This is a genomic window from Achromobacter sp. (assembly GCF_032102605.1).
Lineage (GTDB): Bacteria > Pseudomonadota > Gammaproteobacteria > Burkholderiales > Burkholderiaceae_B > Achromobacter.
In genome coordinates this window covers 223,118-237,380 of sequence record NZ_DAMDGT010000008.1, presented here as the reverse complement: position 1 = coordinate 237,380, position 14,263 = coordinate 223,118, and the positions used below count along the sequence as shown (strand labels likewise).

Below are 14,263 nucleotides of genomic sequence, written 5' to 3'. Positions count from 1 at the left end.
CCACCATGCCTATCGCGTTTCATCGTGTCTATCTGGAGAGCGCCGGCTACTTCATGCCGGGCGAGCCCGTGTCCAACGATGCCATGGACAGCTACATCGCGCCGCTGAACCGTATGTCAAGCCGGATCAAGAGCCGCATCCTGGCCGAAAACGGCATCAAGCAGCGCCATTACGCGATCGACGCCGAGGGCGCGACGGTGTTCACCAATGCGCAGTTGGCGGCCAACGCCATCCGCGACTGCCTGCGGCGCCAGGACAGCGACCTGTCCGCCGTCTCCCTGCTGGCTAGCGGGTCGTCCGGCGGCGATGCGCTGATGCCGGGTTTTTCGAACATGATCCAGGGTGAACTGGCGGCTCCGCCGATGGAGACGTTGTCTGTGCACGGCATCTGCGCGGCCGGCGTATCGGCCATCCAGGCAGCCGCGCAAGGCGTCGAGCTTGGCGCGCATGCCAGCGCGCTGGCCGTGGCCAGCGAATTGCCGTCGCGTCTGTTCAAGCGGTCGCGCTTTGCCGCGCGCGGCTACGACGCCGATTTCGATGCGCACTTCCTGCGCTGGATGCTGTCGGACGGCGCTGGTGCCGTGCTGCTGGGCAATAGCGGACGGCCGTTGCCGGGCGCCTCGCAAGGCGTGCGCCTGCGCCTGAAGTGGGTGCACCAACGATCGTTCTCGGGCGATTACCCCGTCTGCATGCAACTGGGCCTGACGGCCGACCGCGGCAAGGGACACCTGGACTATCCGTCGTGGAACGAGGCCGAGGCGGACGGCGCGCTGTCCCTGCGCCAGGACATCCGCCTGTTGCCGCATCTGTTCGACATCGGCATCCACGAATACGCCAAGCTGGTGCGCGACGGGTGGGTGGATCCGGACAAGGTCGACCATTTCCTGTGCCACTACTCGTCGGAAAAATTCATCCCGGTGGTGGAAGACCTGATGGAAAAGGCCGGCCTGGTGATTCCGCGCGAACGCTGGTTCAGCAACCTGGCATGGCGCGGCAATACGGGCGCCGCGTCGATCCTGATCATGCTGGCGGAGTTCCTGGAAACGCGCGAGGTCAAGCCGGGCGAACAGATCTTCTGCTACATCCCCGAGTCCGGACGCTTCATGGCGGCCTACATGTTGCTGGAAGCCGAAGCCGTCCACGCCGAACCCGTGGCTGTCGGGGCCGTCGCCGGCGCGCAAGCCGTTGCTGCGCGCGAAGACGCGTCCAGCGCCGACGCGGACGCGATTGCGCCGCCGCATGATCCGGACATGGCGCCGCAAGGCCTGGGGCAACTGCTGACCGAACTGGCGGCGATCTGGCACGACTACCGCTCGCGCGTGTGGCGCACGCCGGTCGTCAAGCGCTTGCGCAACCGCCAGTTCCAGACCCCCGACTACCTGAACTGGATGGAAAACTGGATTCCGCAGGTGCGCGAGGGCAGCAAGTGGATGCGCGAGGGCGCCGCGTCGCTGACGGCGCAATACGCGCCGCTGGCCGCGCTGATCGACATGCACGCCGGCGAAGAACAGAACGACTTCCAGATCCTCTTCCAGGACTATCGCACCGCCGGCGGCGCGGTGGCGGACATCGACGCCCTGCGCCGCAATCCTGGTGGCGAAGCGCTGAACGCCTATCTGCACGGCCTGGCCGCCACGCGCGATCCGATCGGCCTCTTGGGGGCGATCTACATCATCGAAGGCACGGGGCAGCGCATCGTGCCGGCGCTGCTGCCGCTGCTGAAGGCCAGCCTGCAACTGCCCCCGGACGCCTTCCGCTTCCTGGAATACCACGGCCACAACGACGAGCACCATCTGGCGCGATGGCTGTCCGCCGTGGAGCTGGCGCTGGATTGCGACGAGGACGGGCGCGCGGAACAACGCATCGTGGACACGGCGCGCCGCACGGCGGCCCTGTACCTGATGCAGTTCCATCACGTGATGGAGGCAGACGCGGCATGAACAAGGAACCTGATTTCCTCGCCAACCAGCATGACCCGGCGGATCCCAGCCCGTGGCTCGCGCTCTACCTGGATCGCAGCACGCCGTTGCCGGACAAGGTGAAAAAGGCCTGGCTGACGGATTCAAGCTGCGCGTCGCGGCAGTATCTGCTGCCCTTCCTGCGTCCGCTGGCGCGCGCCTTCATCATCCTGATCCAGGTCATCAAGACCTTCCTGCCGCGCCGCTGGTCGCACTCCCGCCTGCTGCATCGCATCCTGGCGTGGGGGCTGAATCGTTTCGTGTCGCCCGAGGCCAACTGGCTCATCCTGCGCCATTTCCACCTGGGCGCGCAGGCGCTGGCTTTCATCGCGGCCAACTCGCCGGTTCCGATCACCACGACGCCGCTCGAGCCCATGGAGATCGACGACCTGAAGGACGAACTCTTCGTCAAGCACGACTTGAACCTGTTCAACTTCGTCATCCGCCTGAACCAGGCGCTGCGCGACGCCGGCGTGGAAATGCATGCGCCGCAGACGGTGGACTACTCCATGCTGCGCGATCCGCCGATCCGTCTGGAAGACATGCCGCAAGGCAAGCTCAACTTCCTGGACCTGCAAAGCGCCATCGAACTCTTCACGCCGCTGTACCAACTGATGCTGACCGACAACGACTTCTGGCGCGCGGCCAATTCGCTGCAGCTGGACGAGACGATCGGCATCTACGCGGCCAAGTTGCTGGGGGCGCCGCAACACCTCATCCTGGTCAACAACAACCATCCGCTGGTTCCGATGTCCACCCTGCGCGCGGGCTACCGCCTGGTGCTGCATGGCCTCTCGACCGAAATGCTGCACAGCCTGCTGATGGAGATGAAAGCGGCGCAGGACGGCGCAGAACCGCCCGCGCCGATCGCCTAGGAAAGGGCGGGGGAATCCGTGTTGACCCTGCGTTACAGCAACTGGACGCTGGGCTATATTGCGACGCTTGCCTGGCAATCCCGCCGGGCGGCGCGCGCCGCGTGAAACTCGTTGCCGGAATTCCCGTCCATGCCCCAGTCGCTCGAGATCATCGCCACCCTCCTGTTTGCCGTGGCGGTGCTCCACACCTTTTCGGTTCCTTTCTTTGCGCGGCTTGCGCATCGGGGCGGGCCGCACGCGGGGTTCTGGCATCTGTTCTCCGAGGTCGAGGCGGTTTTCGGCGTCTGGGCCTTTGCGCTGATCGTGGCGATGGCGGCGGTGGCGGGGCCGTCTGTCGCCATCGACTACATGGACACGCGCAATTTCACGGAGCCGCTGTTCGTCTTCGTCATCATGGTGGTGGCGGCAAGCCGACCGATTCTTGAACTGGTCGGCATGCTGGTGCGCATCGTCGCCCGGGCGCTGCCCATGCCGCGAGAACTGGCCACCTTTTTCGTGGTGATGGCGTTGGTGCCGTTGGGCGGTTCGTTCATCACCGAACCCGCCGCCATGACGCTGGCCGCCATCCTGTTGCGTGACGCCTACTTCCGCAGCAGCGGCCGGGCCGGGTTCAAGTACCTGACGCTGGGCGTGCTGTTCGTGAACGTGTCGATCGGCGGCGTGCTGACGTCGTACGCCGCCCCGCCCGTGCTGATGGTGGCGGGCACGTTCGGCTGGGATTCGACCTTCATGGCGCAGCATTTCGGTTGGCGCGCCGCGCTGGCGGTCTGCCTGAACGCCGGCCTGCTGACTTTCATCTGCCGCAAGGCGCTGCTCGAAGGGGCGGTGGGCACTCGGGGCGGCGTGGATGCGCGCGAAGGCGCTGGCAAGCGCCCGCCGGTCCCGGCCGTCGTGATCCTGGTGCACCTGATCTTCCTGGTTGCGGTGGTGCTCAGCGCCCATCATCCGGCCATTTTCCTGGGCCTGTTGATGATGTTCATCGGGTTCTCGGAAGCCTACAAGCGGCACCAGGACCGCCTGATGATCAAAGAGGGGCTGATGGTTGGCTTCTTCCTGGCCGGGCTGGTCGTGCTGGGCGGCCTGCAGAAATGGTGGTTGCAGGATTTGCTGGGCGGACTGGAGCCCTTTGTCCTGTTCTGGGGCGCCACCGCACTCACGGCCATCACGGACAATGCCGCACTCACCTACCTGGGTTCGCTGGTGGAAGGCACCAACGAGGCCTGGCGCTACATGCTGGTCGCCGGCGCGGTGACGGGCGGCGGCCTGACGGTGATCGCCAACGCCCCCAATCCAGCGGGTTTCGCCATCCTGAAGAACCATTTTCCCGATGGCAGCATTTCGTCGGGCCGCCTGTTCCTGTGCGCCCTGGGGCCCACGTTGGTGGCCGCGGCGATGTTCCTGCTTCCCATATAGGAAGGTCTGCCCGCCCCAAGCGGGCCGTCTCCGGGCTGACGCCTTGGGGGCGGCGGGCGGAGCCGAACTCCGACGCTTCATGAAAAACCGCTAAAATTCAAGACTTTCCCGTATTTTTTCCGGTCTAGCCGGCCGCCAAGCCTAGCGCCTTGGCGCCGCGGCAAGCGGATTTTGATATGCCGGGCTTGCGCCTGGGAGCCCTCGATGCCCATCTACGCCTATAAGTGCAGCGCCTGCGGCCATGCCAAAGACGTCTTGCAGAAGATTTCCGACGCGCCGCTTTCGGACTGCCCCGAATGCGGTCAAAGCACGTTTTCCAAGCAGGTGACCGCGGCTGGATTCCAGCTGAAGGGCTCCGGCTGGTATGTCACGGATTTCCGTGGCAACGGCAGCGGCAACGGCAACGCCAGCCCGGGCGCTGCGCCTGCAAGCTCGCCGGCGCCCGCTGAAAGCGCCGCGCCCGCCGCAGCGCCGGCTGCCGCATCCGCCCCGGCGGCGCCTGCCGCCGGCAGCGCCACGTCCTAGAGAGCGTTCGCGATGCGGATGCGCGTCTTCAAGAAGTACTTCATCACCGGCCTCCTGATCTGGGTTCCCCTGGTCATTACGGTGTGGGTGCTGGGGCTGCTGGTCGCCACCCTGGAAGGGTTCGTGCCTGGCTTCCTGTCGTCCGAATCGCTGTTCGGCATCGACATCCCCGGCTTCCGCTTCCTCCTGGTCATCGTGGTGGTGCTTCTGACGGGCGTGTTCGCGGCCAACCTGATCGGCCGCACCATGGTCGACCAGTGGGAAAGCCTGCTGGGTCGGATTCCGCTGGTGCGATCCATCTACAACTCGGTCAAGCAGGTCAGCGATACCGTGCTTGCCCCCAACGGACAGGCGTTTCGCCGCGCGGTGCTGGTGCAGTATCCGCGCGCGGGCTCCTGGACCATCGCCTTTGTCACCGGCACGCCCAGTGGTGAAGTGGCCGCCAGCCTGCCAGGCGACCACATCAGCGTGTACGTGCCGACGACACCGAACCCCACGTCCGGCTTCTTTTTGATGGTGCCTCGCGCTGACGCGATCGACCTTCAAATGAGCGTGGACGCGGCATTGAAGTACATCGTTTCCATGGGCGTTGTCGCCCCGGCCCCGGCGGCGACGCCCGTGGTCCGGCCGGCCCCGCTCTCTCCGGCGCCGAGCGTGCAAGATGCACCTCGCGCCGATTCGTAACCCCTACGCTCAAACCAAGCACACAACGGAGTCATCCCGCATGCGTACCTGCTACACCGGCCAGGTTTGCCGTGACCATCTCGGCCAGACCGTCACCCTGTACGGCTGGGTGAACCGCCGCCGCGACCACGGCGGGGTCATCTTCATCGACTTGCGCGACCGCGCGGGCCTGGCCCAGATCGTGTTCGATCCGGACAACGCCGCCTTCGCCACCGCCGAGCGCCTGCGCAACGAGTTCTGCGTCCGCGTGACCGGCCTGGTGCGCGAGCGTCCCGCCGGCACCGCCAACACCGAGCTGGCCTCGGGCGAGATCGAGGTGCTGTGCAAGGAAGTCGAAATCCTGAACGCGTCGGTCACGCCGCCGTTCCAGCTCGATGACGACAACCTGTCGGAAACCACCCGTCTGACGCACCGCGTGCTGGACCTGCGCCGCCCGCAGATGCAGCGCAACCTGATGCTGCGCTATCGCGTGTCCATCGAAACCCGCAAGTTCCTGGACTCGCTCGGTTTCATCGACATCGAAACCCCCATGCTGGCCAAGAGCACGCCCGAAGGCGCGCGCGACTACCTGGTGCCGTCGCGTGTGAACGCCGGCCACTTCTTCGCGCTGCCGCAGTCGCCGCAGCTGTTCAAGCAGATGCTGATGGTGTCGGGCTTCGACCGCTACTACCAGATCACCAAGTGCTTCCGCGACGAAGACCTGCGCGCCGACCGCCAGCCGGAATTCACGCAGATCGATTGCGAAACCTCGTTCCTGAACGAATTCGAAATCCGCGAGATCTTCGAAAACCTGATCCGCCACGTGTTCAAGGTGGTGCAGGGCGTCGACCTGCCGTCGTCGTTCCCCACCATGCCCTGGACCGAAGCCATGCGCCGCTATGGCTCGGACAAGCCCGACCTGCGCGTACAGCTTGAATTCACCGACATCACCGACGTCATGCGCGACGTCGACTTCAAGGTGTTCGCCGCCGCCGCCACGGCGCCGGGCAGCCGCGTGGTTGCCCTGCGCGTGCCGGGCGGCGCGGAAATGTCGCGCAGCGAGATCGACTCCTACACGCAGTTCGTCGGCATCTACGGCGCCAAGGGCCTGGCCTACATCAAGGTCAACGAAGTGGCCAAGGGCCGCGACGGCCTGCAATCGCCGATCGTCAAGAACCTGCATGACGCCGCGCTGGCCGAACTGGTCAAGCGCACCGGCGCCCAGGACGGCGACATCATCTTCTTCGGCGCCGACCGCGAGAAGGTCGTGAACGACGCCATCGGCGCGCTGCGCGCCAAGATCGGCCACAGCGAATTCGGCAAGAAGACGGGCCTGTTCACGGCTGGCTGGAAGCCCCTGTGGGTCGTCGACTTCCCGATGTTCGAATACGACGAGGAAGACGGCCGCTACACCGCCGCCCACCACCCGTTCACAAGCCCGAAGGACGGCCACGAAGACTTCCTGGAGTCCGATCCCAGCAAGGCGTTCGCCAAGGCCTACGACATGGTGCTGAACGGCTGGGAAATCGGCGGCGGCTCGGTCCGTATCCATCGTGAAGAAGTGCAGAGCAAGGTGTTCCGCGCGCTGAAGATCGGCGCCGAGGAAGCCCGCGAGAAGTTCGGCTACCTGCTGGATGCGCTGCAGTACGGCGCGCCTCCGCACGGCGGCATCGCCTTCGGCCTGGACCGCATCGTCACGATGATGACCGGTGCCGAGTCGATCCGCGACGTGATCGCCTTCCCGAAGACGCAGCGCGCCCAGGACCTCCTGACGCAAGCGCCGTCGGAAGTCGACGAAAAGCAGTTGCGCGAACTGCACATCCGTCTGCGCAACGTAGAGAAGTGAGTCCACCCCCGAAGCGCCTCCGGCGCATCCCCCTCAAGGGGGCCCGCTGGCGGACCGGCAGAGCCGGATCCGCGGCGGTGCGCTTCGGGTGCATCGGCGGCTTGCGTCGCGGGGGGCTCGATTGGAGGGCGCCGCAAATGTGGGAATGGCCGGCTGAAATGGAGTAATCTGGCTAACGCCGCCGCGGATGGCGGCGCCTGGCCGGCGGGCATTTCAAGAACCGGCCGGCGGTTCCCAAGATTTGAAAGGCGCCATTGCTTCCATGTCGCTCATCCGAGTCGTCAGCTACAACATCCACAAGGGCCGTTCGGCGTTGGGCCGGCGCGACTCCCTGAATGAACTCCGCCTGGGCCTGTATGGCCTGCGTCCTGACCTCGTCTTCCTGCAGGAAGTCCAGGGCCGCAACGAGCAGCGATCGCTGCTGGATGCCCAGCATGAATCCCTAGCCGCAGCGCTGCGGCTGGACGTGGCCTACGGCCGCAACGCGGTGCGTGACGCCACCGACCACGGCAATGCGTTGCTGTCGCGCTATCCCATCATCGACCACGAAAACCTGGACATCTCCGACCATCGCCTGGAGCAGCGCGGCCTGCTGCATGCACGCATTGAGCTCGGCGACCGCGCGGTGCATTGCTTCGTGGTTCATCTGGGCTTGTTCGCCGGCAGCCGATCGCGCCAGATCCTGGCGCTGACCGAACGCATCAAGAGTATGGTGCCCGACGGCGAGCCCATCCTGATCGCGGGTGACTTCAACGACTGGAATGACCGGCTGGCGCCCATGTTCGTGCAGCAACTGGGCCTGTACGAAGTGTTCTCGCATGCCCCGCGCAGCCATGGCGGCGACCTGCCGCGCCTGCGCGACTCGGTCAAGCGGTTGAGCAACGCCCTGCGCGGACTGCCCAACAGCGGTGTTTCCGTCATGGAACGCACCAACCAGCTGGGCATGGATGGCAGCTCGCGCCTGCTGCTGCCGCCGCCGCGCACGTTCCCCGCCGTGTTTCCCTGGTTTCGGCTGGACCGCATCTACCAGCGCGGCTTTGCCGTGCGCAGCGCGCGCGTGCTGCGGGGCCGCGAATGGGCCAAGCTTTCTGACCATTCCCCCTTGCTGGCGGAGTTGGAACTCCCGTGAAGCCCGAGCAGGACAGGTTGGAGTGGGGGCAGGGCAACGAGATCCGCTTGCTCCAGAACGGCGCCGACTTCTTTCCGGCGCTTTGCGCTGCCATCGACGCCGCCACGGTCAGCGTCCACCTGGAAACCTACATCTTCATGGTGGACCGCACCGGTACCCAGGTGCTGGAATGCCTGGCCGCGGCCGCGCGCCGGGGCGTCAAGGTGCGCGTGGTGCTGGATGGATTCGGCAGCGCCTTGCATGGCGAGCGGGTGCGCATCGCACTGACCAACGCAGGGGCGCAATGCCGCATCTTCCGCCCCGAACCGCGATGGTTCGCGCGCTTCGTGCCGTCGCGCAGCCGCCTGCGGCGCCTGCACCGCAAGGTCACGGTCGTCGACGGCCGCATCGCCTTCATCGGCGGCATCAACATCGTCGACGACTATGACGACCTCGATCCCACTGACGGCATCTCCGGCCCGCGATTCGATTTCGCGGTGCAGGTGGAAGGCCCGCTAGTCACGCAGGCCGCCTACGCGCAGGAACTGCTGTGGGTGCGCCTGAACTGGTCACGCCTTCGACGACACCCTCGTGACTGGAACCGCCTGCAACTGCTCAAACCGCGCGAAGTTCCGGTGTCGCCCGGCGGCGTGCTGCGCGCCGCACTGGTGCTGCGCGACAACCTGCGCTTTCGCAGGACGTTCGAACGCGCCTACCTGTTCGGCATCTCGCGGGCGCGACGCGACATCCTGATCGCGAACGCGTACTTCTTTCCCGGCGTGCGCTTTCGACGCGCATTGGCCAAGGCCGCAGCGCGCGGGGTGCGTGTGCGCCTGCTGCTGCAGGGCAAGGTCGAATACCGCATGCAGTACCACGCCACGCGCTCGCTGTACGACAAGCTGCTGCGCGACGGCATCGAGATCTACGAATACATGCCGAGCTATCTGCATGCCAAGGTGGCCGTCATCGACAACGTCGCCACGATAGGATCGTCCAACCTGGATCCCTTCAGCCTGCTGCTGGCGCGCGAGGCCAATGTCGTGGTCGACAGCCAGCCCTTCGCGTGGGAGCTCCAGGAGCGCCTGGAGACGGCCATCCGCGAAGGCGGACGCTTCATCCGACCCCTGGAGTACCAGCGGCGCGGATGGGTCCGACGCTGGATTGATGCGGTGTCCTACACGCTGTTGCGCGTCGGGGTGGCGTTGACCGGGACGTCGGATAAATACTGAGCGCGGCGGTCAGCGCCGCGGCTTGAGCAAGCCCAGGGCCAGGGCCGTGCCGACCAGGATGATGGCGGCGCCGATTGCGATGGATGGGGTGACTGCCTCGTCCAACAGCGTGGCACCCCAAACTACACCAAAGATCGGCACCAGGAACGTGACGCTGACGGCCGCGGTGGGGCCGACGTTGGCGATCAGGCGAAAGAAGATGATGTACGCCGCGCCCGTGCAGACCACTGCCAGCAAAATCGTGGAAATCCACGCCGACGCCGACGCGGGTGTGTCGGGCCAGGCCGGGATGGCCAGCGGCAGCAGTACGAGCGATGCCGCAATCATGCTGCCAGTGGCGCTGGCCAATGCGTCCACGCGGGACAGGAAGCGCTTGGTCCAATTGGCCGCGATGCCGTAGAAGACTGGCGCGGATATGGCCGCCAGCACCGCCGGGCCCGTGCCGCCGGCCTGAAAATCCAGTTTGTCCCACACCAGCACGATGATGCCGACCAGCCCGATCAATAGGCCGAGCGAACGCATCCAGGGCAGCTTGTCCTTGAGCCACAGCCATCCGACCACCGCGCCCCACACGGGCGTTACGGCGTTGGCCACCGACAGGAACCCCGCGCCCAGCGACTGGGCGGCATACGCATACAGGAGGAAGGGTACGGCGGCGTTGAGCGTGCCCACTACCAGCAGCGCCTTCCAGTTCCGGGCGATGATGGGCAGCTTGCCGCGCCACAGTGCCGCGGGGAGCAGGAAGAGGGCGGCCAGTCCCACGCGCAGTTCGATCAGCGCGACCGGTCCAAAGTCCTTGACCGCGACCCGCATGAACAGAAAGGAACCGCCCCAGACCGCTGCCAGGAGCAGCAGGTCCATCAGATTGCGTTGACGCATGTTTGTCTCGGGTATACGCCTTACTTCCGGCTCGTGACCAGATTCTTCATCTTGACCCGGTGCGCGAGCAGCGCACAGGCCAGCGAAAGAACAATACACAGGACGAGGCCTGTCCGCACTCCGTTTAGCACCGTGCTGTGCGAAATCAGAATGCCGACCACGGCGGTGCCCAGTGCGCTGCCGATGGCGCGTGTGGTCTGCACCAGGGCCGATGCGACGCCCACGTCGCGGCGTTCGCTGAGCATCTGCATGAAAAGTGTCAGATTGGGCAGAAGGAAGCCCAGCGCGCAACCGTTGACGAAAAAGGCGCCAAGGATCCACCAGGCCGACGTGCCCGGCGAGATCAGCAGGACCATGAGCGATCCGGCCGCAAGCAGCCCGCCGCCGAACACCATCAGGCGCTGCGGCTCGGTCTGCTTGGGAAACATGCGCCCGTTGATGATGCTGCCCACAGAAATGGCGGCGACCAGCGGCGTCAACAAGAGCCCGGCCTGGCTGGGCGTGTAGCCCAGCACTTGTTGCAGCAAGAGTGGGCTGTAGAAGATGAGGATGAACATCACCGCGCCCACCGCCATCGCCGCTACATTCAGCAGGCGGGTCTCGCGGCCGGACAGCACGCGCAGCGGGAAAATGGGTGACTTCACGCGGCGTTCCGTGGGAATCAGGATGGCGATCGCGGCCACACCGACCACCGCGAGGGTCAGGCCAAGCATAGGCTGTGCGTGGTCGCCGCTGGCAAAAGCCAGTTCCAGTGCGGCCAATGGCGCGCCGACGGCCAGCACCAGCAGGATGGCGCCAACCCAGTCAATCTTGCGGCTGCCGTCGTGGATGGGCCGGATGCGCGGGAAATAACGCGCCAGCAGGAAAAACGCGCCGGCGGCTGCGATGGGGGAAATAAAGAACGCCGCGCGCCAGCCCAGCGCCTGCGTCGCGGCGCCGCCCAGCACAGGGCCGATGCCGCTGGCCATGGCAAATGCCGCCGACACCAACGCCATCCACCGCACACGCTGTTTGGCGTCGGGAAACAGGTCGGCAGGCGCCGCGAAGGCGGTGGCGATCATCATGCCTCCGCCCACGCCTTGCAGCGTACGGAACACGATCAACTGAGTCATGGACTGCGCCAGGCCGCAAGCGATGGACCCCAGTGCGATGATCAGCACGGACACCAGCATCAAGGGCTTGCGGCCGAACATGTCACCCAGGCGGCCGAAGATCAGGATGGAGGCGGCGGTGGCCAGCAGGTAGCCCGTTCCGACCCATGCGTAGAGGGCCATGCCGTTGAGCGCCTCGGCCACTCGAGGCAGCGTGGTGCTGATGATGGTGGAATCCAGGGCGGCGAGCACCACCGTCGCCGACACGCCGGCCATCGCCATCAACAGGTCCCGACGGGAACGGGTGGGATCGGCGGCTGGCGGAGGCGGTGGCGGCTGCGGAGTCATGCCGCCAAGGATATCACCGGCACCCTAGGGTTATCACTTGTAAAACGTGTGGTAGCCCCAGAAAACGGCAATCACCAGCACGACCAGCATCCAGGACCAGCGCGAGTTCGCCAGGCCGCGGGGCTCGGGCTCCGGAGGCGGAGGCGGCGGCGCCACGCGGGGTTGGTCGGCCATGTGGTCGATGAAAGCCGTGAAGAACTTTTCGATGATCTTTTCGCCGGCCTTCAACAGGGCGCCTTCGCCGCATTCCGCCAGCTTGCCGCCGGCCATGCCGGCCACGGTGTAGGCAACCCGGGTGCCCTCGTCCTTGGTGGACAGATTGACCTGCGCCGTGCCGATCGCAAGGCAGGCGGCTCGGCCCTTGCCTTCGAACACCAGGGTGCAGCTGTCGGGCGCGTTCATGTCGGAGAGCAGGATCTCGCCCTCGTAGTCGGTGTCTATCCCGGCGATCTTGGCGCGTAGCGTGACGGCGTATTCGGTCGGACTGCGCATAGCGACTTCTACGCAGCCCGGAATGCACTTCTGGAGCACTCGCGGGTCAGTCAACGCGTCCCATGTCTGGTGTTGCGTCGATGGAATCCATTGGGCATCGGCAATGCGCATGGCTGTCTCCTTTATAGAAACGCTATATGTGCATTCTGTGCCCAAAAGGCGTGTTTGGCTATCTTCGGCGAAGGCGTCACGCCCGGCGACGCCGGGGCGCGGCCCGTCAGTGATCCGGCTGGCAGCCCGGCCTCAACCGCTGAGCCTGTCGCCCGCTAGCAGCGAAATCCAGTGCCGGGTGGACTGGTCATGCGAAGGCGCCTGCGGCTCGCCATGCAACTCGCGCAGGATGCCGCTGGCCATCTTCTTGCCGGCTTCGACGCCCCATTGGTCGAAAGGGTTGATGCCCCAGATCAGGCCCTGGACAAAGACCTTATGTTCGTAAAGCGCCAGCAGGGCGCCCAGAGCCTTGGGTGTCAGGCGAGGCAGCACGATCAGCGTTGACGGCCGGCCGCCTTGGTGATGGCGGTGCTGGGCGAGCCATTGCGCTTCGGTGTCCTGCATGCCCTGAGCCTTTAGCGCAGCCTCGTCCTCGTCGAGGGAAGTGCCGCGCAGCAGCGTCTGGCGTTGGGCCAGGCAGTTGGCGAGCAGCATCGCGTGCTCCTCGACCCACTGATGATCGGCTTCGCGGCACATGATGAAATCCACCGCCGCGCCATCCGTGCCTTGATGCAGCCATTGAAAAAACGTGTGTTGCCCGTCCGTGCCCGGCATGCCCCAGACGGAGGGGCCAGTGGGAACGCCGACGGGACGACCGGCGATATCCACGGACTTGCCGAGCGATTCCATGTCGAGCTGCTGTAGATAGGGCGCGAGGTATTGCAGGCGGGCGTCATAGGCGGCAATGCTCAGCGAGCCATAACCGAGCACACTGCGATTGGCCACGCCCGCCAGGGCGAGTTGCGCGGGGGCGTTATCGGCGATCTCGGCCCGTGCGAAGTGATCGTCCATGGCGGCGGCGCCTGCGCGTATGCCCTCGATCACGTCCAGTCCCACCGCAAGCGCGACGGGCAGTCCCACGGCCGACCACAACGAATAGCGGCCACCCACCCAGTCCCAGAACTGGAAAATCTGGCTCTCGGGAATTCCGAACGACAGGGCCGCGGCGGGCCGGGCCGTGATGGCGACGACCTGCTCGTAGGGCTTTTCGATACCGGCATCGGCCAGCCATTGGACCGCGCGACGCAGGTTCGCCAGCGTCTCTGCCGTGGTGAACGACTTCGAGGTCACGATGACCAGCGTTTCCCGCGGATCCATCCCAAGAACGGCGTCCTCAATGGCGTGTCCATCAATATTGGCGACGAACTTCAGCATCCGGCGCGTGCCATAGCCGCCGCAAGCATCGGTGGCCAGCCGGACTCCCCAATCGCTGCCGCCGATCCCGATATGGACGATGGACTTCCATTTGCCCTGCGCGTCGGCATCCTGAACAAATTCACGTACCCGCTGGTGTTCGCGGGCGACGGTCTCGACGGGGTCGTTCGCGCGCAGCATGGTGTGCCAGGCGGCGCGATCCTCGGTCATGTTGACGTGTTCGCCCGCCAGCAAGGCCTTGCGGGCGGCATCGAAACCGCGCGCTTTCAGCAAGGCGGCGCCCGCCTGACGGGCCGCATCGGAATCGACGTGCGCGCTGAGATCGATGGTCAGGTCGGCGGCGTGCAAGAGGCGCAGCGCGTCCGTGCAAAACGATGCTTCCAGGACAGCTTCGGAATATGCCTTCCATTCGGGAAGGTGCAGCAGGCTTGCGTGGTCGGCGGGTTTGAAAGGATGCATATTTTCGAGAAT

12 protein-coding genes are annotated in these 14,263 nt (G+C 65.6%); 8 read left to right on the top strand and 4 right to left on the bottom strand.

Annotation, left to right across the window (positions count from 1 at the left end; translation table 11 throughout):
* The first annotated feature begins 5 nt into the window (after nucleotides 1-5).
* The 8 genes from RT614_RS19250 to clsB all read left to right on the top strand — a co-directional run bounded on the left by RT614_RS19250 (nucleotide 6) and on the right by clsB (nucleotide 9,617).
* Nucleotides 6-1,940: an iron-containing redox enzyme family protein gene (locus RT614_RS19250; protein ID WP_313623730.1), complete on the top strand. Its 1,935-nt coding sequence runs from the start codon at nucleotides 6-8 to the stop codon at nucleotides 1,938-1,940.
* Complete coding sequence (locus RT614_RS19245) at nucleotides 1,937-2,833, top strand: DUF6999 family protein (RefSeq protein WP_313623729.1); 897 nt, start codon at nucleotides 1,937-1,939, stop codon at nucleotides 2,831-2,833. Before RT614_RS19250 ends, RT614_RS19245 begins: the two co-directional genes overlap by 4 nt.
* A 129-nt stretch (nucleotides 2,834-2,962) precedes the next feature.
* Entirely contained in the window at nucleotides 2,963-4,246 is a 1,284-nt protein-coding gene (locus RT614_RS19240) for a putative Na+/H+ antiporter (protein ID WP_313623728.1), read from the top strand.
* A gap of 204 nt (nucleotides 4,247-4,450) precedes the next feature.
* Complete coding sequence (locus RT614_RS19235) at nucleotides 4,451-4,771, top strand: FmdB family zinc ribbon protein (protein ID WP_313623727.1); 321 nt, start codon at nucleotides 4,451-4,453, stop codon at nucleotides 4,769-4,771.
* A gap of 18 nt (nucleotides 4,772-4,789) precedes the next feature.
* Entirely contained in the window at nucleotides 4,790-5,455 is a 666-nt protein-coding gene (locus RT614_RS19230) for a DUF502 domain-containing protein (protein ID WP_409558496.1), read from the top strand.
* A 40-nt stretch (nucleotides 5,456-5,495) separates the two neighbouring features.
* Nucleotides 5,496-7,280, top strand: a complete 1,785-nt coding sequence (aspS, locus tag RT614_RS19225; RefSeq protein ID WP_313623725.1) for an aspartate--tRNA ligase — start codon at nucleotides 5,496-5,498, stop codon at nucleotides 7,278-7,280.
* A 262-nt stretch (nucleotides 7,281-7,542) separates the two neighbouring features.
* Nucleotides 7,543-8,409 carry an endonuclease/exonuclease/phosphatase family protein gene (locus RT614_RS19220; RefSeq protein WP_313623724.1) on the top strand — a complete coding sequence of 289 codons (867 nt, stop codon included), beginning with the start codon at nucleotides 7,543-7,545 and terminating at the stop codon, nucleotides 8,407-8,409.
* The gene (gene clsB / locus RT614_RS19215) at nucleotides 8,406-9,617 is read left to right on the top strand and encodes a cardiolipin synthase ClsB (protein ID WP_313623723.1); all 1,212 of its coding nucleotides are present in this window, start codon (nucleotides 8,406-8,408) and stop codon (nucleotides 9,615-9,617) included. The genes RT614_RS19220 and clsB overlap by 4 nt, the downstream gene beginning before the upstream one ends.
* A gap of 9 nt (nucleotides 9,618-9,626) precedes the next feature.
* On the opposite strand, the gene RT614_RS19210 is transcribed toward clsB, so the two are convergent.
* The 4 genes from RT614_RS19210 to pgi all read right to left on the bottom strand — a co-directional run bounded on the left by RT614_RS19210 (nucleotide 9,627) and on the right by pgi (nucleotide 14,251).
* The gene (locus RT614_RS19210) at nucleotides 9,627-10,496 is read right to left on the bottom strand and encodes a DMT family transporter (RefSeq protein WP_313623722.1); all 870 of its coding nucleotides are present in this window, start codon (nucleotides 10,494-10,496) and stop codon (nucleotides 9,627-9,629) included.
* Between the two features lie 20 nt (nucleotides 10,497-10,516).
* Complete coding sequence (locus tag RT614_RS19205; protein ID WP_313623791.1) at nucleotides 10,517-11,869, bottom strand: MFS transporter; 1,353 nt, start codon at nucleotides 11,867-11,869, stop codon at nucleotides 10,517-10,519.
* Nucleotides 11,870-11,968: 99 nt separating this feature from the next.
* Complete coding sequence (locus RT614_RS19200; protein WP_313623721.1) at nucleotides 11,969-12,538, bottom strand: carbon monoxide dehydrogenase subunit G; 570 nt, start codon at nucleotides 12,536-12,538, stop codon at nucleotides 11,969-11,971.
* Between the two features lie 132 nt (nucleotides 12,539-12,670).
* The gene (gene pgi, locus RT614_RS19195; RefSeq protein ID WP_313623720.1) at nucleotides 12,671-14,251 is read right to left on the bottom strand and encodes a glucose-6-phosphate isomerase; all 1,581 of its coding nucleotides are present in this window, start codon (nucleotides 14,249-14,251) and stop codon (nucleotides 12,671-12,673) included.
* Nucleotides 14,252-14,263: the final 12 nt, after the last annotated feature.

Excerpts from the sequence above, each read along its gene's own strand:
- RT614_RS19250 (WP_313623730.1), top strand. The coding sequence starts at position 6 with ATGCCTATCGCGTTTCATCGTGTCTATCTGGAGAGCGCCGGCTACTTC.
- RT614_RS19245 (WP_313623729.1), top strand. The coding sequence starts at position 1,937 with ATGAACAAGGAACCTGATTTCCTCGCCAACCAGCATGACCCGGCGGAT.
- RT614_RS19240 (WP_313623728.1), top strand. The coding sequence starts at position 2,963 with ATGCCCCAGTCGCTCGAGATCATCGCCACCCTCCTGTTTGCCGTGGCG.
- RT614_RS19235 (WP_313623727.1), top strand. The coding sequence starts at position 4,451 with ATGCCCATCTACGCCTATAAGTGCAGCGCCTGCGGCCATGCCAAAGAC.
- RT614_RS19230 (WP_409558496.1), top strand. The coding sequence starts at position 4,790 with ATGCGCGTCTTCAAGAAGTACTTCATCACCGGCCTCCTGATCTGGGTT.
- aspS (WP_313623725.1), top strand. The coding sequence starts at position 5,496 with ATGCGTACCTGCTACACCGGCCAGGTTTGCCGTGACCATCTCGGCCAG.
- RT614_RS19220 (WP_313623724.1), top strand. The coding sequence starts at position 7,543 with ATGTCGCTCATCCGAGTCGTCAGCTACAACATCCACAAGGGCCGTTCG.
- RT614_RS19210 (WP_313623722.1), bottom strand. The coding sequence starts at position 10,496 with ATGCGTCAACGCAATCTGATGGACCTGCTGCTCCTGGCAGCGGTCTGG.
- RT614_RS19205 (WP_313623791.1), bottom strand. The coding sequence starts at position 11,869 with ATGGCGATGGCCGGCGTGTCGGCGACGGTGGTGCTCGCCGCCCTGGAT.
- RT614_RS19200 (WP_313623721.1), bottom strand. The coding sequence starts at position 12,538 with ATGCGCATTGCCGATGCCCAATGGATTCCATCGACGCAACACCAGACA.
- pgi (WP_313623720.1), bottom strand. The coding sequence starts at position 14,251 with ATGCATCCTTTCAAACCCGCCGACCACGCAAGCCTGCTGCACCTTCCC.